We start from the raw sequence: 18,698 nt of genomic DNA, 5'->3' as shown, positions 1-18,698 counted from the left end.
AGGGAGGGACGTTTCTATGGGATATCACGCGGGAGAATATGACGTTATCGTCATCGGCGCCGGCCATGCTGGCTGCGAAGCTGCGCTAGCTTCAGCTCGTATGGGTTGTAATACGTTACTATTAACGATCAATTTGGACATGGTTGCTTTCATGCCTTGTAACCCATCCATCGGTGGGCCTGCTAAAGGACACGTTGTTCGTGAAATCGACGCGCTCGGTGGCGAGATGGGTCGCAATATTGATAAGACATATATTCAACTTCGTATGTTGAATACGGGCAAGGGACCAGCTGTTCACGCACTCCGTGCACAAGCGGATAAATTCTCTTACCAACATAAAATGAAAGAAACGATTGAAGCGACTCCAAACTTGACGTTACGTCAAGGTATGGCTGAGGAGCTTATTGTTGAAGACGGCATTTGTAAAGGTCTCATTATGAAGACTGGTGCCGAGTACTACGCTAAATCTGTTGTTTTGACAACAGGCACGTACTTACGTGGGAAAGTGATTATGGGCGAACTGATGTACGAGAGTGGACCTAACAATCAGCAGCCTTCTGTTAAATTATCCGAATCCTTGCGTAAGCTTGGCTTCGATCTTGTTCGTTTCAAAACAGGTACGCCGCCGCGCGTACATGGAGATACGATTGATTTTAGCAAAACAGAAATTCAACCTGGTGATGATCAACCAAAGTTTTTCTCATTTGAAACAAAATACGGCTCTAATCATAATGTACAGTTACCTTGTTGGTTAACGTACACGTCTGCGAATACTCACCAGATTATTAATGATAATCTTCACCGCGCTCCAATGTTCTCTGGTGCCATTGAGGGGACTGGACCCAGATATTGTCCATCTATTGAGGATAAAATTGTTCGTTTTGCTGATAAGGCAAAGCATCAAATTTTCCTTGAGCCAGAAGGTCATAGTACTTCCGAGTATTATGTACAAGGTCTTTCTACGAGTATGCCGGAAGAGGTACAGTTGGAAATTTTGCGTTCCATTCCTGGTCTAGAGAAAGTAGAAATGATGCGTACTGGGTATGCGATCGAGTATGATGCGGTTGTGCCTACGCAATTAAAACCTTCGTTGGAAACGAAGCTAGTTAGCGGTTTGTTTACTGCTGGGCAAATTAACGGAACCTCCGGTTATGAAGAGGCTGCTGGCCAAGGTGTAATGGCAGGGATTAATGCTGCGCGTAAAGTGCAAGAGAAGGAAGCTATTGTATTAGATCGGTCGGAAGGCTATATCGGCGTTCTCATTGATGATCTAGTTACGAAAGGGACGAGTGAGCCTTACCGTTTGCTTACTTCACGAGCTGAATATCGTTTGTTGCTGCGTCACGACAATGCAGATTTACGTTTGACGCCGATTGGTCATGAAATCGGATTGATTTCCGATGAGCGTTATGAACGTTTTTTAAATAAAAAATCATTAGTTGAGCAAGAGATCGAACGGTTGTCTACGGTTAAGGTAAAACCAGAGCCGCATGTGCAAGAATTGCTTCAAAGTTTAGAAAGTGTGCAATTAACGAATTCGGTGCCTGCTATCTCATTGTTACGCCGCCCAGAGATTGAATATAAGCATATTGAGCAAATGACCATGTCTCCTTTCGAACTGGATGAGGATATGAAGGAGCAAGTTGGGATTCAAGTTAAGTATGCTGGCTATATTGAAAAGCAAAGTAATCAAGTTGATCGTTTGCGCAAAATGGAGAAGAAGAAAATTCCGGATGATATTGTGTATAGCGAGGTTCATGGTATTGCGACGGAGGCTAAGCAAAAGCTTGCAAAAATTCGTCCGATTTCGATTGGTCAAGCGTCACGTATTAGCGGAGTCACACCGTCGGACATTTCGATATTACTTGTGTATTTGGAACACTACAACAGAGTTATTGCGGCTAGAGGTTAACATATGGATGCGATACAGCAGCAATTCACAGAGTTATTAGCGAAAGAGAATATTTCATTATCCGCGCAACAGTTGGATCAGTTTGAACAGTATTACAAGACGCTCGTTGAGTGGAATGAGAAAATGAACTTAACGGGCATTACGGAGAGAGATCAGGTTTATCTCAAGCATTTCTATGATTCTCTTTCCGTAGCTTTTAATTTTGATTTTGAAAAGATAAGTACCCTTGCTGATATTGGTTCAGGTGCTGGATTTCCGAGCATTCCGCTTAAAATAGCTTTTCCTCATCTGCAGGTAACAATTGTAGATTCATTGAATAAGCGGATTTTATTCCTGAAAGAAATTGTTTCGCAACTAGGATTAACTAATATGGATTGCGTTCACGGTAGAGCAGAGGATATTGCTAGATTACCTAAGTATCGTGATCATTTCGATCTTGTTACAGCTAGAGCTGTTGCAAAGTTACAGGTTTTGAATGAATTCTGTCTCCCTTTTGCTAAAAATGGTGGCACGTTCATTGCAATGAAAGGTTCAGAGATTGATGATGAAATCAATGACTCTTCTTACAGTTTAGTAGAGTTAAGAGGCAAGGTAATCAAGGTCAACAGGATGTTGTTACCCATTGAAGAATCCATCAGACATTTTGTAGAGATTCGGAAAACAGCTCAGACTCCAACTAAATATCCGCGTAAAGCAGGCTTGCCTTTGAAGGAGCCGCTGACCAAATAAACCAAATGTTTCACGTGAAACATTTGGTTGCTTTTCCAATGAGGAGAAGGATTTTAGCCTTCTGTGGAGAATTAATATAGTAAGGTAAATGATTGTTGTAGGACGGCTTGATTTTAGATTTTGCTTGTGATTTAACGACAGATATTGCGATTTGATAGATTAGATTTACTAGCGTTATGCAGCTAGAATTACATCGTCTCGGAATGGCGAAGAGATCTTTTCACCTTGTGTAGGACGAACAGCTCGTCTATCTATGATTGTACGGATCGCTTAAACTACGGGAAGAGTTGGTGGTAAGTTTTCCTATGAAAGAACAAATATCGAAGCTATTTGGCCTTGCAGATCGTTCAACGACGGATGAGGTCAAAAACATACCCGTAAATAGTATTATTCCAAGTCCCTATCAGCCGAGAACGTTATTCGACGATGATCGCATTGATGAACTATGCCAAACCATTCGTACACATGGTATCATTCAGCCTATCGTGGTTCGGGTCAAAAATAATACCTTTGAGTTAATCGCTGGTGAACGTCGTTTACGAGCTGTGAAAAAGCTTGGTATGGATACGATTCCAGCTATTGTGCGTGACTTCAATGATTCGCAGGCTGCATCGATTGCTCTTATTGAGAATTTGCAACGTGAAGGCCTTACCGCAATCGAAGAGGCCGCTGCGTATCATCAATTAATTGAAATGCATGATTTGACGCAGGAGAGCTTAGCTCAGCGCTTGGGTAAGAGTCAGTCCACGATTGCTAATAAAATTCGATTGCTACAATTGAGTGAGCCTGTCAAAATGGCTTTGATGGAGCGGAAAATCACAGAACGTCACGCTAGAGCACTTCTTAGCTTAGATCAAGAAGAGCAGCAGGTTAAGCTTCTTGAGGAAATTATCACGAAAGAATTGAATGTGAAACAGACCGAAATGAGAATCAGTTTCTTGAAGGAAGCTGCAAAGATCAAGAAATCGCGTCGTGTTTCCTTTACGAAAGATGTTAGGCTTGCGTTGAATACCATTCGACAATCGGTTGAGATGGTAACAAGTTCAGGTTTGAACATTAATACATCCGAGCAGGATCATGAAGATCATTATGAAATCATAATTAAAATTCCTAAACGATAATATAGGTATTTTGCTACCCTAAAACGGCGCAAGCCGTTTTTTTGCATCTTATGGCACGAAACTATCAAATATTCATAAGGTAACTCCATGCTAGATATGGTAAGATAGAACTACTGCTTGATAAATAGCATTTTGGAACATAAGCGATAGAGGTGAAATGGTTTTGTCTAAAATTATTGCAATAACGAATCAGAAGGGTGGCGTCGGTAAGACGACGACTTCTGTGAATCTAGGCGCTTCATTAGCTTCGCTTGGTAAAAGAGTTCTTCTTGTCGATATTGATCCACAAGGTAACACGACAAGCGGAATCGGTATCAATAAAGCTGATGTTACAAATTGCATCTATGATGTCTTGATTAATGATGTTCATCCGAAAGACGCAACCGTAGATACGAACGTCCCTAATCTAAAAATTGTACCTGCTACGATTCAACTTGCTGGTGCTGAAATTGAGTTGGTTCCTACCATTTCAAGAGAAGTTAGATTGAAGAAGTCCCTTCAACTAGTTAAACACTTATATGATTATATTTTGATAGATTGCCCTCCGTCACTTGGCCTACTAACGATTAATTCTCTAACTGCTGCTGATTCCGTCATCATTCCGATTCAATGTGAATACTACGCATTAGAAGGATTAAGTCAACTTCTAAATACCGTACGTCTAGTTCAAAAACATTTAAATACAGGCCTTCAAATTGAAGGGGTACTATTGACGATGTTTGATGCGAGAACGAACCTGGGTATCCAAGTTATTGAAGAAGTGAAGAAGTACTTCCAAACGAAGGTATATCAAACAATTATTCCTCGTAATGTACGTCTTAGCGAAGCACCGAGTCATGGCCAATCTATTATTACGTATGATCCTAGATCAAAGGGCGCGGAAGTGTATTTAGAACTTGCTAAGGAAGTGATCTCAGTATGACCAAAGGCCTTTCTAAAGGTTTAGGTAAAGGATTAGACGCGTTAATTACATCCTTGCATATTGATGATAGTGATAAGGTTATTCAAATCCCTCTTGCGCAATTGAGAGCGAATCCATATCAGCCTAGAAAGCATTTTAATGAAGATAGCATTAAAGAACTTTCCGAATCGATTAAAGAGCACGGTGTTATTCAACCGATTATTGTTCGTAAGGTTCTAAAAGGGTACGAAATCATTGCTGGGGAACGTCGTTTCCGTGCATCCCAAGTAGCAGGGACGCCAACGATTCCAGCGGTTGAACGAATTCTTTCTGATCAGCAGGTTATGGAAATTGCTTTAATTGAGAACGTGCAACGGGAAGATTTGAATGCATTGGAAATCGCTTTTGCATACCAAGGGATCATTGATCAGTTCTCTTTAACTCAAGAAGAGCTTTCAGCTAAGGTAGGAAAAAGCAGATCTCACATTGCGAACTTCCTCAGACTGCTTTCACTACCAGAATCAATTAAACAATATGTTTCACGTGGAACATTATCAATGGGACACGCAAGAGCTATTGTTGGTGTGAAGGATGATAAAATCAAGAAAGAACTCGCTGAATCAACGATCTCTAAACAATGGAGTGTTAGGGAACTAGAAGAAGCGATTAAGATGCTTGAAGAACCACCTGGCCCTGAGAAGGAAAAGGTAAAGCAAAAAGAGAAAAATAAAGACCCTTACATTAATCAAGCAGAAGAGCAACTACGAGACATTTATCGAACTTCTGTGAAAATTAAACATCAGCAAGACAAAGGGAAGATCGAGCTGCTCTACTACTCGAAGGACGATCTCAACCGATTACTAGAGTTGTTGCAAGGTAAAATCTCTTAAAAATTGCTAGCATACCTATGTTTTTCTTTCGAGCAGAAAGAACAAACTAAGGTATGCTATATTTATGAACAGACCTAGAAAAATAAACTATCGCTTGTCGAAATCGTCTAATTTATTGGATGGAGAAAACCTCTTCTATACGTGGCTGATATTTTGGAATTCGTGGTAGAGGTTTTATGATTATACGCGTTTGCGATTTTATGGATAGCCGAATGAGATTATCTATAGGAATCGTCTAAAGGATTTACCGAAGCAAAAATTCTTCTAAAGCTATCGCAGCAGGGAGAGACGGTAATCCAAAATCGGTCGTAGCGGTGAATCGACGAGTTCGCAAAAGTGGTCTTCATAATCTTAAAACAATTTTTCTAACGCGATCCCATTATGGGTTTGATCAAATTAGAAATTCTCTCAAAGGGGGTTGGAAATATGAAGGGTGTTATGTACTTCGATCAAGCCGCTTCTTCGTGGCCGAAGCCACCAGCTGTTATGGAGGCAATGATGCTGTGCATGCAAGAGTATGCAGCTAACCCAGGCAGGGGCAGTCATCAGATGGCGGTTAAGGCTAGCCGTGCGTTATTCGAGACCAGAAAAAACTTGGCCAAATTATTTGGCGTTCGTAATCCGAACGATATCTCGTTTGCTCTGAATACGACACACGCGTTGAATCAGGCGATTAAAGGCTTTGTGAAGCCGGGTGATCATGTGATTTGCACGAACGTGGAGCATAATTCGGTGCGTCGGCCAGTAGAATATTTGAAGAGTTCGGCAGGAGTAGAGCTTACCTATCTGCAACACGATGTGGATGGAAATATGCAGTTAAATGATCTTAAGGAAGCACTTCGCCCTAATACAACACTCGTCGTTGTGAATCATAGTTCTAATTTGCTTGGGACGATCATGCCGATTGCTGAGATCGGGGAGATCTGCAAAGCGCATGGCGCAAAGCTGCTTGTAGACGCGGCTCAGAGCGCCGGCATACTGCCTATTCATGTCACTGACATGAATATAGACATGCTTGCCTTCCCGGGCCACAAGGGGCTCCTGGGGCCTCAAGGAACGGGTGGCTTGTACATCCATCCGGACATCGATTTGGAACCGCTGCTGCATGGGGGAACGGGCAGTCAATCAGAAGCCATTCACCAGCCAACAGTGCGCCCAGATCGCTATGAAGCTGGTACACAGAACACCGTCGGGATTGCTGGTTTGAACGAGGGTGTGAAATTCATCCTTGCTGAAACGGTAGAGAAGATTCATGAGAAAGAGTGGGCGCATACGCAACGCTTAATGGAAGGGTTACTGGGAATTGCAGGGGTAACGATTCTAGGACCAAAGCTTGGACAAAATAAAACAGGAATCGTTTCCTTTAACATTCAGGATGTGGATTCATCGGAAGTTGCCTTCATTCTCGATCAGTCGTTCCAAATTGCTGTACGAGCAGGGTATCATTGTTCACCGCTTGCACATGAAGTTGCAGGGACTTTATCAAAAGGCGCAGTGCGAGCTAGTGTTGGTTATTTTACAACCGCTGAAGAAGTGGATGCGCTCATTGGAGCTGTGCGAGAGATTCAAACGCAGTATGTTAAGTAGAAAGAGGGATCAATCATGGGGGAACTGTTTGGCTTGAATGCTGAATATGTGATGTTAGTTTGCTTCGCGTGTATAATCGTGTTATTTATTTTTCTGCTCATCGTTTCCATCCGCTTGTCGTCATTACGCAAACGCTACACCAAAATGATCAATGGATCTAGTGCGGAGAACATGGAACAACTGCTGATGGATATGCAAAACGCCATAAACGAGCAAAAGGCCGAATCCGTGAAGGCTTCAGCCAATATTACTACCATTCGTCAACTGATGATGAAAATGACGTCCAATATCGGGATTCGCCGGTATAACGCGTTCAATGAGGGTGGCAGTGATTTAAGCTTCACATTAGCGATGCTTAATGAGGAACAAGATGGTGTGATCCTCACAGGGATACATAGTAGAGAGCAGATGTATGTATATGCCAAGCCGATTCAAAAAGGGCAGTCGACTTACACGTTAAGCCCGGAAGAAAAAGAAGCTATTACTCAAACTTTAAAGCAGTCGTAGCACTGGGGGCAAAAGATTGCGTCCGCCGGATCGCGGAGTGCAGCGCATCGCCAATGACAGTTGCCATATTCATCACGAGGCTTAGCCGCGTGTTTTGCAAGACGAAGTATTCCATGAAGCCACCAACATTCACGATGCCAGTTACATGGATATCGCCAACCGGGGGAAGATCTTTATTCACGCCAGCCCCTGGCTTGAGCGGACCGTGAGCAACCTGGATGCACCCTACACTTGCAACTTGACCTAAGCAGGCATCAACAGCAACGATAAATGGATTTTGAAATTGTTTGTGAATGCGTTCAACCGTTTCTGCTAAATTCATGGCATGGACAGGCTCATCAAGCGTGCCAAAAAGATGCAGATTACGAAGTGTCGTTGTACGGTTTAAATGAGAGCCAACCAAAGGTCCGAGAGAATCACCTGTCGAACGATCCGTTCCAACGCAGATGACAACAACAGGTTGATAGGTTGGTAGTTTACTGAAAATCGTTTGAAGGTGCTTGGCGAGAAGATAAGGGGTATCCGAATCGGTATGTTGAATTTTTAAAGGCTCTTGTACTGGGGTTTTATCGCCGTCGAAACCAAATTGGAATTTCATGATATCCCTCCAAAGTAGTAAATCTTTTTTTACTAGTATATGGAGAGATAGGGACATTTATACGTAGAGAGGGGAGCTTTCTCTGGAATTTTCTATCATGTTGCTAGCTTTCGATTCTACGCAACAGGCACTGCGGGCAGAAATGTTGCTAGAGTATGCAGATATCGAGATCGACATTAGGCCTACGCCAAAGGAAATTACAGCAGGTTGCGCGCTCTCTATTGAATTTCCTGGAGCCGATTTAGCTCAGGTTCAAGAGATCGTAGAGAGCGAGAACGTAGAAATTAGGGGAATCTATTTTAAAAAAGAAGATGGGTATGGTACCATAGTAGAAAATTAAGGAGGTTTGCTAGTGACCTTTGAAACACATTATTTCGAAGATCTTATGAACTGGATGCGAGAACATATTTCGAAGCCCGAGATCATCGCGTCGGTATTTTGGATTATTATCAAAATTGTTCTCATATATATAATTGCTAGAATCATTATCAAAATTGCAGATAAAACAATCACCCACATGATGGTGGCTAGAGAGAAGTCACCAATAAAAATTGATAGACGAAGATCGAATACGATCTCCATTCTCATACATAATCTGATCTCATATACGGTGAATCTGGTTGCTATCATGCTTATCCTTGGACAAGTAGGCTTTAATTTAGGCCCCTTGCTCGCAGGAGCAGGCGTTCTCGGGTTAGCCATAGGTTTCGGAGCACAGAGTTTGGTGAAGGATGTCATTACAGGGTTCTTTATCATTTTCGAGGATCAGTTCGGAGTAGGCGATGTGATTCAAATTGACCAGTTCAAAGGAACGGTTGAAGAGATTGGGATTCGAGTTACGAGGATTAAAAGCTGGACCGGCGAAGTGCATATTATCCCGAACGGAAATATCAAGCAGGTGACCAACTTTTCTACCTACAATTCGATTGCGGTTGTGGATGTTTCCGTTGCCTATGACGCAGACATTGATCGTGCCATGGAGTTGCTGCGTGAGATCGTGACTCATGTACATGAGCGCACAGAGAATATTGTCAAAACACCCGAGGTGCTCGGCGTGCAAATGATCGGCAATTCGGAATTGAAAATACGAGTGATTGCAGAATGTAAGCCGAACACGCAAGGGGAAGTGGGACGGATCCTAAATGCGGAGATCAAAAAGCATTTGGATGCGCACGGCATTGAAATCCCATATCCGAAAGTCGTGACCTACTTGAAACAAGAAAAGGTGGAGGGGAACTAAGATGGAAAAGAAGGAATACCAACTTGGCGACGTTGTTCAGATGAAGAAGCCCCATCCATGCGGCACGAATGAAATGGAAATTATTCGAATGGGAATGGATATTCGGATCAAATGTGTAGGTTGCAAGCACAGTGTCCTTGTACCAAGAACGAAGTTCGAGAGCAAGCTCAAAAAGATTTTGCGTAGCAATGCCGCGACAGAAGAAGAGTCAACTTAGACTTTCATAAATTTTAGCAAAACACTTGCGAGAGACAGACTTTTTTGATACAATAAGTCCTGTTCTCATTTTCTTGGAAAGGTACCCAAGTGGTCCAAGGGGGCTGACTCGAAATCAGTTAGGCGTCGCGAGGCGTGCGTGGGTTCGACTCCCACTCTTTCCGTACTAGAACATCGAAGACAAGCCGTTTATATCCTTTATGGATATAGGCGGCTTTTTTGTTTGTCCTTTTTTAAAGTCCTATTTAAATATCAAGATATTAGTTTATATGAAAAATAAGGGATAAAAGGATGGGATCCGAGGCAACCTAACAGTTAGGATATGGACAATAGATCTTAGGAGGACGAAATAAATGAAAGCATGGATGATCGTAATTGTAGTGTTCACTGTAGTGGCCTCAGGCTGCTCTAAGAAGGACAACACGAGCGTGGCTAGTCCAAGCCCGGGAACGACTGTACAACCCTCGTCTGGGGCTTCTGCGACGCCTAGCGGGACAAGTACGGGAACGCCAGGAAGTACGGCATCAACTTCAGCCACACCGAAGGCTAGTTCGAATGGAGGGACAGCTGTTACCCCCTCTAAGATTACCAAAGAACAAGTCGAGAAAATTTCAATGACGAGTACCTATGATGATTTGGTCAAGGAGACAGGGGCCAAAGGGCAGCTCGTGAAGGAAGAGAACGGAAAACAAACGTATCAGTTTGCTATTTCGAATCAACCCGGCTACTATGCGGAATTCGTATATAATTCGAATGGAAAGATTTCCGAGAAGCGTGTGATTCAGAAGTAATTCCCATTTAGACGAGACGTACCTACAGGTGAATGTGAAGAACACCCCTCATTTACAGTGAGAGGTGTTCTTTTGCTGTAAAAGAATAAGTTATTGCCGTAACCCTTTGCGATGCCACTTGCGATTATGATTGCTTGTTGCTGGGAAGGTATCACCCTTCTTCAGTGAAACTGTTTTGGGATTGCTGATCCCCATATGGAAAGCATTCTCGCCAACTTCCATATACTCGCCATCGTTAGGAACGTGGTCGCCTTCGTTGAATTGCGTCCATTCACCCATATGAATCACCTCTTCATAAGAATAACGATCATAGTTATGATTGCCCTGAGGGAAGGGAAGCATGTACGTGACAGACTTCCAGCTTCCACCTCTGCGAATCATGGGATAATAACTTGTAATTTGCCGCATGATTTGCTATAGTATTCAGGTGCGAGTTTTGAATAGAATCCTCGCTCCTTGCTCCTTCGCTTGCCTAGCAAGTTTGAATAGGAGCCGCTTAGTCCAAAAGGAGGTGAAATACATGCGCAAATATGAATTGATGTACATCATTCGTACTGACGTTGAGCAAGAAGTTGTTCAATCTACGGTAGAAAAATTTCAAGGCATCATCACGAACGGTGGGGGAGAAATCTCCAAACATGACCTGATGGGTAAACGCCGTCTTGCGTATGAGATCAAGAAGTTCCGTGACGGGCACTACGTGCTTGTACACTTCAACGCAGAACCTGCTGTTGTAACTGAACTTGATCGCGTACTTAAGATTTCGGACGAAGTTATTCGTCACTTAATCGTAAACGACGTAGCTTAATCAATGCCAGTATTTTCGTCAGGAGGGTTGTTCCATGTTGAACCGTGTTATTCTTATCGGTCGATTGACCAGAGATCCAGAACTTCGTTATACACCAGCTGGGGTAGCAGTTACCCAATTCACGCTTGCTGTGGATCGTCCTTTTACGAGCGGTGGCTCGAAAGAACGTGAAGCGGACTTTATCAATATCGTCACGTGGAGGCAGCTTGCCGAAACATGCGCGAACTACTTGCGTAAAGGTCGTTTAACAGCAGTTGAAGGACGCATTCAAGTGCGGAATTACGACAACAATGAAGGCAAACGTGTATACGTAACCGAAGTTATTGCCGATAATGTACGTTTCCTTGAATCAAGCGGCGGCGGGAATCGCGAAGAGGGCGGATCATCTAATGCAAACGCAGGTGGCGGCTATAGCGGCGGCGGAAGCGGAAGCAGCAATCGTGGCGGTGGATCGCGCGAGCAGCAGGATCCTTTCATTGATGACGGAAAACCGATCGATATTTCCGATGATGATTTGCCATTTTAAACGTAGAAAGGACTGAAGAGACACAATGGCTTTCCAAAAAAGAGACAACAATGGTGATGACCGTGCTGATCGCAAATTTGCTCCTCGTGGCAAAGGCGGTAAAGGCAAACGCCGTAAGGTTTGTTACTTCACTGTAAACAAAATCAAGCATATTGATTATAAAGATATCGAGACTCTTAAAAAGTTCATCAGTGAGCGCGGGAAGATTCTTCCTAGACGTGTTACTGGAACTTCCGCTAAGTACCAACGTGCTTTGACGATCGCTATCAAGCGTTCCCGTACAATCGCGTTGCTTCCTTACACAACGGAATAGGTTTCGAAACAAAGAGCAGTCGGGCAACCGGCTGCTCTTTTTATTTTATTTATTAGTCAATCGCGATGACAAACAAGAGTTTATACTTTGTTAATAATCCATTTAGATGGATTCAATAGGCTTGTATTAAAATAAGTAGTAAGGAAACGTTTCCCGCATATTGGTTGTAAAGGAGAAATGAAATGAAATGAAACTTAGCAAAAAATCGATTACCCTACTTTCGTTTACGGTTGGTGCTTGTTTATTCGTAACGACGGCCTTCGCGGATACATTGCTTGGGTCTGGCTATGACCGCTTGAAAAGCTCTGCCAAAACAACTGCCTCTCTTATGGAAAAGGATATGAAGAACTATACACTTGAGGGTTTGTATACGTTGAAAGATAACGATCAAACGTTGCTTCAAGCTTCTTCCACGCAAAAAATGGATACAGACAAACAAATGACGGAAGACAATACGGTGACGAAAACGGCAAAAGGCGAAGTAGCGTCGAGTTATTCGTACTCTGATTCCAAACGCTCCATTAATAAAAATGGAACAGACAGTACGTACTATGTCATGGAGTATCCGGCTAACATGAACAGGAAAGCTCCATCTTTTAATAATCCGTTCAAAGAGAAAGGCGCTCAAGAGATCGAAAAGATTGTTGACGCCGTGGTCGGCGGTCTGAAAGATTATGTGCAGGTAGAGGAAGGCCCTGAAGGCGGAAAAGTATTCTCGGGCAGCTTGTCCGAAACGCAGGTTCCGGCCATTCTGAATGCCGTAACTTCCTTTGGTGTTCAGCGGATGCTGAATAATAGGTCCGAAATACCCGCTATCGAAAGCGATGTTTTTGTGAAAAAAGTGGTGGGCTCAGCTGTTGAAAATAAAGCCGGCTACCTAGAGAATGTAACAGGTGATATCACACTCTCTGGAAAAGATAAGAACGGCGTTCAACATGATTTGAACCTAAATATCCTGGTAAAGCTTTCTGCGGTTGGCAATACGCAGATCGTCGCACCTGATATTACAGGCGCAAATGTTGAGAAAGTCAACTATGCCAACGGTTTTAGCAGCAAATATGTGGGAACCTATAAAAATGATATTATTATGGACAAAGACGGCAAGTTTGTGAAAATCGGCGAGAGAAAGCTTGAAATCACAAGCGTAGACAATGGTGGTAAAGTGACAGGGAAATATACCGAAACGGTTATTCCTGGTTATGAGAGTCAGTATCCGGATCCGGATGCGTTCGGTTTTGAATACGACTCGGCTACTTCCCCAACATTCACCTATAAGGATGCCAAAGGTGAGCAAAAAAACGGATCGATTCATCAAGGTGCCCCAGGCAAGATTTATGCTGAAATGAATATAGAGTACATGAACAAGAATTCGTATAGATCGAATTCCAAGCTATATTTTGATGGAGAATTTACTCGCGTATTCGAATAGTACAAAGGTTCAGGAGGCCGCAGGTGCGGCTTCCTGAACATTTTTTAGGGAGCTGATAAAACTTGACAGTTAAGGCGATTGAAATAAGCGGATTAACCAAATCATTTAAAAATGGTCGAGGAATCAGTGAGTTGAACTTAGAAGTGGATCAAGGCGATATTTTCGGTTTTCTAGGGCCCAACGGTGCGGGGAAGACGACAGCCATGAAGATGATCACGGGACTTATGAAGCCGGACCGCGGCGATGTAAAGATTTTTGGGGCCAGTATTTCAGAAGACTATGTGAATGCCATGAAATATGTGGGCTGTATGATCGAAACAGCGGAATCTTATCCCTATTTGACAGCAAATGAGAATTTGAAGCTGTTCGCAAGGTTTTATCCACATGTGGATAACAAGAGAATCGACGAATGTCTTGAAATCACAGGCATGCTAAAGTACAAAAATGAAAAATCACAGAAGTTTTCACTCGGGATGAAACAAAGGTTAGGGATCGCCGCGGCCATTTTGTCGAAACCCAAATTGTTGATTTTGGACGAGCCACTGAACGGACTTGATGTCGAAGGCATGCTGGAGATGAGAAAATTGATCAAACAACTTTCTCAGGAAGGCACGACTTTTTTTATTTCCAGCCATTTGATTCATGATGTGGAACTGACGTGCACAAGAATTGGCATCATATATGGAGGCAAGCTGGTGAATGTAGAATATACGCAAAATATTCTTTCGTATTATTCTTCACTTGAAAACTTTTTTGTTAGTGAGGTGGACAGGAATGGTAGGGTTTAAAGCCGCATTTGTGAATGAAGCTGTGAAGCTGCTGAAGAAGAAAAAAATGATGGCAGCCGCAATTTTGTCCATCCTTGCTGTGATGATCGGGCAAATTGCAGTTACGACGATTAAGCATGGCCTAGGATTAAGGGTTGTAGGGAGTGTTGAATTTCCCATAGTGGTGCTATCGTTTATTACGTATACGCTCCTACCGCTGTTCGCCATCTTTGTAGCCATCGATATGTTTAACGGCGAGTCGTCATCCAATACGATGAAAATAACGCTCTTAAGGCCTGTATCCCGGTTTGGCGTGTTCAGTGCAAAGGTGTTAAATCTAGCCTTGTTTATTGCGGGTAACCTTTTGTTTGTTATGCTGCTTTCGCTATTGGCTGGATTCATTTTCAATCCTTCGTCCGCTAGTTTGCCAGGGATCTTAAAAGTGATTCTTTCCTACGGATTAACGTTTTTCCCCGTTTTCGTGTTTGCACTTATTGTCGTCTTGCTATCCAATGTGATTCAAGGCGGACTAGCTGTCTTCTTCCTCTCCATCCTTGTGTTTATTGTGTTTAATTCTTTAGGCATTGTTTTCTCATCGTATTCCAGCTTTTTTATTACTTCGATGTTTGACTGGTACACATTATGGATATCGGAAACGATTAACGTATTTAAAATATTCCGCCAGATTTTAATCATGTCAGGTTGTGGTATTATGGTATTTACAACAGGATATTACTTGTTTGACAGTAAGGATATATAGAAAGGGATACACATGCATTTAACCAAACGTTTTTTCACGATGAATGCGCTGGTTGTGTTGCTCTCCGTTGGTTTGACAGTTCTGGCTGTCATTATTTTTGTTGCTGCGCATACGAAAGTTTTTGGCAACGAGGCCGATACGAAGGAGTTTCAAAAAGCCTTCGAAGTTCGAGCAGCGATAAGCCAAATCAAAAGAGAAGCACAAACCTTAAAGTTTGAGCAGCTGTTAGATGCCAAGTATCAACAGGAGCTTGCTGATCGTGTTAACGCTTTGGATGCCAGTGCGATTATTTTTAAAAATAGAGAAGTCGTATACGCTACGCAAAACTTCAATAAGATCGATATCGAGAAAAGCCTTATGCTGTCTGATGAACAGTCGACTTCAGATGAGATCGAGCTTGACGGTAAAACGTTTATGTTTACTAGAGCAGATTATAAACTTTCGTCTGGCGATGCCGCCGGCATGTTGCTGCTTGCCCCCATGAAGCTAAAAACGAACTTTATTAAACTGCTTGGCATTTTTGCAGTCAGCTTCTTCACCTTTGTTTTTTTGCTAACGAACTTGTGGGTTTCGTATCGATTCTCACGCGGCATTATTCGCCCGATATCCCGGCTAAAAGACGTTGCTCAGAAAATTAGCGAAGGGGATTTAAGCCACGAGATTGCAGAAGAGGGCGAAGGGGAAGTTCGCGAACTAGGCAGAACCCTGGAGCTCATGAGGATCAAGCTGAAGGAAGCTGTCTACGTGCAGCAAAAGTATGATGATAATAGAAAATTTCTCGTCTCAAGTATATCGCATGACCTAAAGACGCCCGTTACATCCATTAAAGGCTATATTGAAGGTATAATCGATGGGGTCGCCAAGACTCCTGAGAAAATGGAAGAGTATCTGGAAACAGCACGTTCCAAAGCTATTTTGGTAAATGCGATGATTGATGATCTGCTGTTGTATTCCAAGCTTGATTTGAACCAGCTTCCCTATCATTTTGAAAAAAGTGATTTGACTAGCTATTTCGAGGATTGTGTTGCGGATCATAGATATGAATGTGAAAAGGCTAACTTAACTTTAACGCTAATCAATGAATTAACCGAGCCGGTTAAAGTCTTAATCGATCGTGAACGACTCAAGCGGGTCGTACAAAATATATTGGATAATGCGATGACATATGTCGAGAAGATAGATGGAAGAATTGATATTATTCTCAGGGAAACGCGAACGTCTGCCATTATAGAGATAAAAGACAATGGAAAAGGAATACCCGAGAGCAAGCTTCCCTATATATTTGAGCGATTCTATCAAGTAGACCCTTCAAGAAAGAGCGGCAGTGGACTGGGCCTTGCTATAGCTAAGCAAATTGTTGAAGGGCATGACGGGAAAATATGGGCGACAAGTGCCTTGGGAGAAGGTACTCGGATCATGATATCTCTGAAAAAGTTCTAGTAGGTTTGGAGGTTAGGATGAAGAAGATTCTAATTATTGAAGACGACCACAGCATTGCCAATCTCCAGAGAGATTATCTTGAGCTCAGTGGTTATTCGGTGAAAATGGTAGACAGCGGATCAGCGGGTTTGAAGGCGCTCAAAGAGGAAGCTTTTGCACTCGTTATCTTAGATATCATGCTGCCAGATATGGATGGGTTCGAGGTATTGCGAAAAGTACGTGAACAGGATGACATTCCCGTGCTTCTGGTCTCGGCAAGAGCAGAGGAAATATATAAAATCAATGGCCTCGGCCTCGGTGCGGACGATTATATTACTAAGCCATTCAGCTCTGGCGAGCTCGTTGCTCGGGTGGGAGCACATTTGAAGAAATTTGAGCGGATGAAAGAGCGGTTTGGCAAAGGGAATGAAGGAAGCACGATTCAGGTTAGAGGTCTAGAGATACAAAAGGATGCAAGACGAGCTTTTGTGAACGGAACGGAAGTCGTTTTAGCGCAAAAGGAATTTGACCTGCTGCTGTTTCTGTTACAGAATGCCAATCGGGTATTCGGCAAGGAAGAGCTTTTCGAGCGAGTCTGGGGGATGGACGCGATGAGCGATGCCTCTACGGTAACCGTTCATATTGCCCGAATTAGAGAGAAAATTGAAGAAACCCCATCGAAACCCCAGTATATCGGCACTGTTTGGGGATCTGGGTATAGGTTTATCGTTTGATCCGCGCAAGAGCTGGTCCTAAGTAGGTTTACTACTTCAAGGGTCAGCTTTTTATTTTAAAGCGATATGCGTTCCTACGGCGGTCAATCTCCATATCCTCAAGGACTGGCGAATGAATCGCGTTGTAGAGGCTTTCTTTTCTAGTGCCTATTTGTGGTATAATTAAATAATATCGTTCTGGTGAGATGAGGAGAGATGACGGTTGCTGAATAGGGATAAGGAAGTTGACCTAGCCAGACGGGCCAAAGTCATTGAGTGGCTCAAAACAGAAGTCGTAGATCATGTTGCTCATCTGCTCAAAGGCATGTGGGAAGGCAGTCATGCGAAGATGGTCGATGCCTTGGCCAGTTTAATATCGAGCGGCTACATTTTAGGTCGCAGACTGGGGATTTCTTATCGCAGTTTGGACGAAGCTATTATTGATAAAATGAAGAAGCACCGCCAAGAGGGTCATCAACTTGAGGACTGGTACGGCGACATTTCATCGCTCGAAGAACATTTACGTAAGAGGTGAGCCCGGTTGGGGAATCGAAGTTGGCAAAATGTCATCTGGAGCGCAATCATGATCCTATCATTGCTGTCGCTGATGACGCCATTTATTATTTTTACCTGTAGTTTTCTAATGGTTCCGGTTCTTATGTTATATGTGAAATCAAGTCCCAAACGCTTTGTCATTAGCTACGTCATCTCCCTGCTTGTTGTATACGTACTTACACAGTGGCTGGGCCTCTACCTAATAACAATTGCGTTGATTATGTTACCGCCAGTGCTCATTATGGGAAATTTGTATAAACGCAAAGCAGCGGCTAGGTCCGTTATGACGGCGGGCATCGTGACGATTCTGGCAGAATCATTGTTAAGCTTGCTTGCCAGCTATGCCATGGGCTTTGATCCAGTTGCCAAGTTCAAGCAATTCATGATCGATAGTATCGCTACAATGCCAGCCGGGATTCAGGAGATTTTACCTAAAGACCAAGATTGGTATGTCGGATTCATTGTGCAAGTCATCCCGTTATATTTGATTTTTGTGGCGTTATTCTTGACCTTCGTCACACACGGTGTAACGCGCTGGTTCTTGAACAAAACAGGTGAGGGAATACCGGGATTACGCCCGATGCGGGAGTGGATGCTGCAAAGATCGCTGGTTTGGATCTACTTAGTAGCATTCGTTTTGGATCTATTCACAAAGCCGGATTCGAGCTCGCTCATTTCTACGCTGCTGATGAATGCGATGCCGCTTCTCATGCTCGTATTCGCTGTGCAAGCGATAGGCTTTCTGTTCTATGTGGCACATGCGAATAAGTGGAAGCCCATTCTACCGATCGTTGCGATCATTATCTTAGTCTTCATGCCGCCTCTCTTTATTGTTTACAGCTTATTAGGGGTATTTGATGTTGCGTTTCCAATCCGTGAACGGTTCAAGAAAAATTTATAGGATTAGGAGCTAGTT

23 protein-coding genes and 1 tRNA gene are annotated in these 18,698 nt (G+C 43.1%); 22 read left to right on the top strand and 2 right to left on the bottom strand.

What is annotated here, in order from left to right; translation table 11 throughout:
- Positions 1-16 precede the first annotated feature (16 nt).
- From mnmG to A8709_RS05790, 7 genes are all read left to right on the top strand, one after another.
- On the top strand, positions 17-1,912 hold the full coding sequence (gene mnmG / locus A8709_RS05820; RefSeq protein ID WP_065851218.1) for a tRNA uridine-5-carboxymethylaminomethyl(34) synthesis enzyme MnmG: 1,896 nt from the start codon (positions 17-19) through the stop codon (positions 1,910-1,912).
- Between the two features lie 3 nt (positions 1,913-1,915).
- Positions 1,916-2,641: a 16S rRNA (guanine(527)-N(7))-methyltransferase RsmG gene (rsmG, locus tag A8709_RS05815; RefSeq protein ID WP_065851217.1), complete on the top strand. Its 726-nt coding sequence runs from the start codon at positions 1,916-1,918 to the stop codon at positions 2,639-2,641.
- Positions 2,642-2,946: 305 nt separating this feature from the next.
- Positions 2,947-3,762: a nucleoid occlusion protein gene (noc, locus tag A8709_RS05810; RefSeq protein ID WP_065851216.1), complete on the top strand. Its 816-nt coding sequence runs from the start codon at positions 2,947-2,949 to the stop codon at positions 3,760-3,762.
- A 163-nt stretch (positions 3,763-3,925) separates the two neighbouring features.
- Complete coding sequence (locus A8709_RS05805) at positions 3,926-4,684, top strand: ParA family protein (protein WP_065851277.1); 759 nt, start codon at positions 3,926-3,928, stop codon at positions 4,682-4,684.
- On the top strand, positions 4,681-5,553 hold the full coding sequence (locus tag A8709_RS05800; RefSeq protein ID WP_065851215.1) for a ParB/RepB/Spo0J family partition protein: 873 nt from the start codon (positions 4,681-4,683) through the stop codon (positions 5,551-5,553). The genes A8709_RS05805 and A8709_RS05800 overlap by 4 nt, the downstream gene beginning before the upstream one ends.
- 426 nt (positions 5,554-5,979) lie before the next feature.
- A complete protein-coding gene (locus A8709_RS05795) occupies positions 5,980-7,140 on the top strand; it encodes an aminotransferase class V-fold PLP-dependent enzyme (RefSeq protein ID WP_065851214.1) in 1,161 nt (386 codons plus the stop codon).
- 15 nt (positions 7,141-7,155) lie between these two features.
- Entirely contained in the window at positions 7,156-7,647 is a 492-nt protein-coding gene (locus A8709_RS05790) for a DUF4446 family protein (RefSeq protein WP_065851213.1), read from the top strand.
- Here A8709_RS05790 and yyaC read toward each other — a convergent pair.
- The gene (gene yyaC, locus A8709_RS05785) at positions 7,622-8,245 is read right to left on the bottom strand and encodes a spore protease YyaC (protein WP_065851212.1); all 624 of its coding nucleotides are present in this window, start codon (positions 8,243-8,245) and stop codon (positions 7,622-7,624) included. The genes A8709_RS05790 and yyaC overlap by 26 nt on opposite strands.
- Positions 8,246-8,342: 97 nt before the next feature.
- Between yyaC and A8709_RS05780 the strand changes: the two genes are divergently transcribed.
- From A8709_RS05780 to A8709_RS05760, 5 genes are all read left to right on the top strand, one after another.
- A complete protein-coding gene (locus tag A8709_RS05780) occupies positions 8,343-8,585 on the top strand; it encodes a putative Se/S carrier protein (protein ID WP_065851211.1) in 243 nt (80 codons plus the stop codon).
- A 12-nt stretch (positions 8,586-8,597) separates the two neighbouring features.
- On the top strand, positions 8,598-9,485 hold the full coding sequence (locus A8709_RS05775) for a mechanosensitive ion channel family protein (protein WP_244163102.1): 888 nt from the start codon (positions 8,598-8,600) through the stop codon (positions 9,483-9,485).
- A gap of 1 nt (position 9,486) precedes the next feature.
- Positions 9,487-9,702, top strand: a complete 216-nt coding sequence (locus A8709_RS05770; RefSeq protein ID WP_065851210.1) for a DUF951 domain-containing protein — start codon at positions 9,487-9,489, stop codon at positions 9,700-9,702.
- A gap of 75 nt (positions 9,703-9,777) precedes the next feature.
- A tRNA-Ser gene (locus A8709_RS05765) sits at positions 9,778-9,865 on the top strand.
- Positions 9,866-10,054: 189 nt separating this feature from the next.
- Positions 10,055-10,492, top strand: coding sequence for a hypothetical protein (locus A8709_RS05760; RefSeq protein WP_065851209.1), 438 nt, complete (start codon positions 10,055-10,057; stop codon positions 10,490-10,492).
- Between the two features lie 90 nt (positions 10,493-10,582).
- On the opposite strand, the gene A8709_RS05755 is transcribed toward A8709_RS05760, so the two are convergent.
- Entirely contained in the window at positions 10,583-10,771 is a 189-nt protein-coding gene (locus tag A8709_RS05755) for a YjzC family protein (RefSeq protein ID WP_065851275.1), read from the bottom strand.
- A 241-nt stretch (positions 10,772-11,012) separates the two neighbouring features.
- Between A8709_RS05755 and rpsF the strand changes: the two genes are divergently transcribed.
- The 10 genes from rpsF (at position 11,013) to A8709_RS05705 (ending at position 18,683) form a co-directional block, all read left to right on the top strand.
- Positions 11,013-11,300: a 30S ribosomal protein S6 gene (gene rpsF / locus A8709_RS05750; RefSeq protein WP_028557223.1), complete on the top strand. Its 288-nt coding sequence runs from the start codon at positions 11,013-11,015 to the stop codon at positions 11,298-11,300.
- 34 nt (positions 11,301-11,334) lie between these two features.
- Positions 11,335-11,826: a single-stranded DNA-binding protein gene (gene ssb, locus A8709_RS05745; RefSeq protein ID WP_065851208.1), complete on the top strand. Its 492-nt coding sequence runs from the start codon at positions 11,335-11,337 to the stop codon at positions 11,824-11,826.
- Between the two features lie 25 nt (positions 11,827-11,851).
- Positions 11,852-12,139 carry a 30S ribosomal protein S18 gene (rpsR, locus tag A8709_RS05740; RefSeq protein WP_028557221.1) on the top strand — a complete coding sequence of 96 codons (288 nt, stop codon included), beginning with the start codon at positions 11,852-11,854 and terminating at the stop codon, positions 12,137-12,139.
- 187 nt (positions 12,140-12,326) lie between these two features.
- On the top strand, positions 12,327-13,568 hold the full coding sequence (locus A8709_RS05735) for a hypothetical protein (RefSeq protein ID WP_065851207.1): 1,242 nt from the start codon (positions 12,327-12,329) through the stop codon (positions 13,566-13,568).
- 62 nt (positions 13,569-13,630) lie between these two features.
- Positions 13,631-14,356 carry an ABC transporter ATP-binding protein gene (locus A8709_RS05730; protein ID WP_065851206.1) on the top strand — a complete coding sequence of 242 codons (726 nt, stop codon included), beginning with the start codon at positions 13,631-13,633 and terminating at the stop codon, positions 14,354-14,356.
- Entirely contained in the window at positions 14,343-15,095 is a 753-nt protein-coding gene (locus tag A8709_RS05725; protein WP_065851205.1) for an ABC transporter permease, read from the top strand. The genes A8709_RS05730 and A8709_RS05725 overlap by 14 nt, the downstream gene beginning before the upstream one ends.
- Positions 15,096-15,107: 12 nt before the next feature.
- Positions 15,108-16,535 carry a sensor histidine kinase gene (locus tag A8709_RS05720; protein WP_065851204.1) on the top strand — a complete coding sequence of 476 codons (1,428 nt, stop codon included), beginning with the start codon at positions 15,108-15,110 and terminating at the stop codon, positions 16,533-16,535.
- 17 nt (positions 16,536-16,552) lie between these two features.
- Positions 16,553-17,248, top strand: coding sequence for a response regulator transcription factor (locus A8709_RS05715; RefSeq protein WP_065851203.1), 696 nt, complete (start codon positions 16,553-16,555; stop codon positions 17,246-17,248).
- 202 nt (positions 17,249-17,450) lie between these two features.
- Positions 17,451-17,762, top strand: a complete 312-nt coding sequence (locus tag A8709_RS05710; protein ID WP_065851202.1) for a MazG-like family protein — start codon at positions 17,451-17,453, stop codon at positions 17,760-17,762.
- A gap of 6 nt (positions 17,763-17,768) precedes the next feature.
- The gene (locus A8709_RS05705) at positions 17,769-18,683 is read left to right on the top strand and encodes a DUF2232 domain-containing protein (protein ID WP_084224691.1); all 915 of its coding nucleotides are present in this window, start codon (positions 17,769-17,771) and stop codon (positions 18,681-18,683) included.
- Positions 18,684-18,698 lie beyond the last annotated feature (15 nt).

Origin of the sequence: Paenibacillus pectinilyticus (assembly GCF_001700435.1) — a bacterium.
Lineage (GTDB): Bacteria > Bacillota > Bacilli > Paenibacillales > NBRC-103111 > Paenibacillus_E > Paenibacillus_E pectinilyticus.
This window is presented reverse-complemented; position numbering and strand designations above follow the sequence as displayed.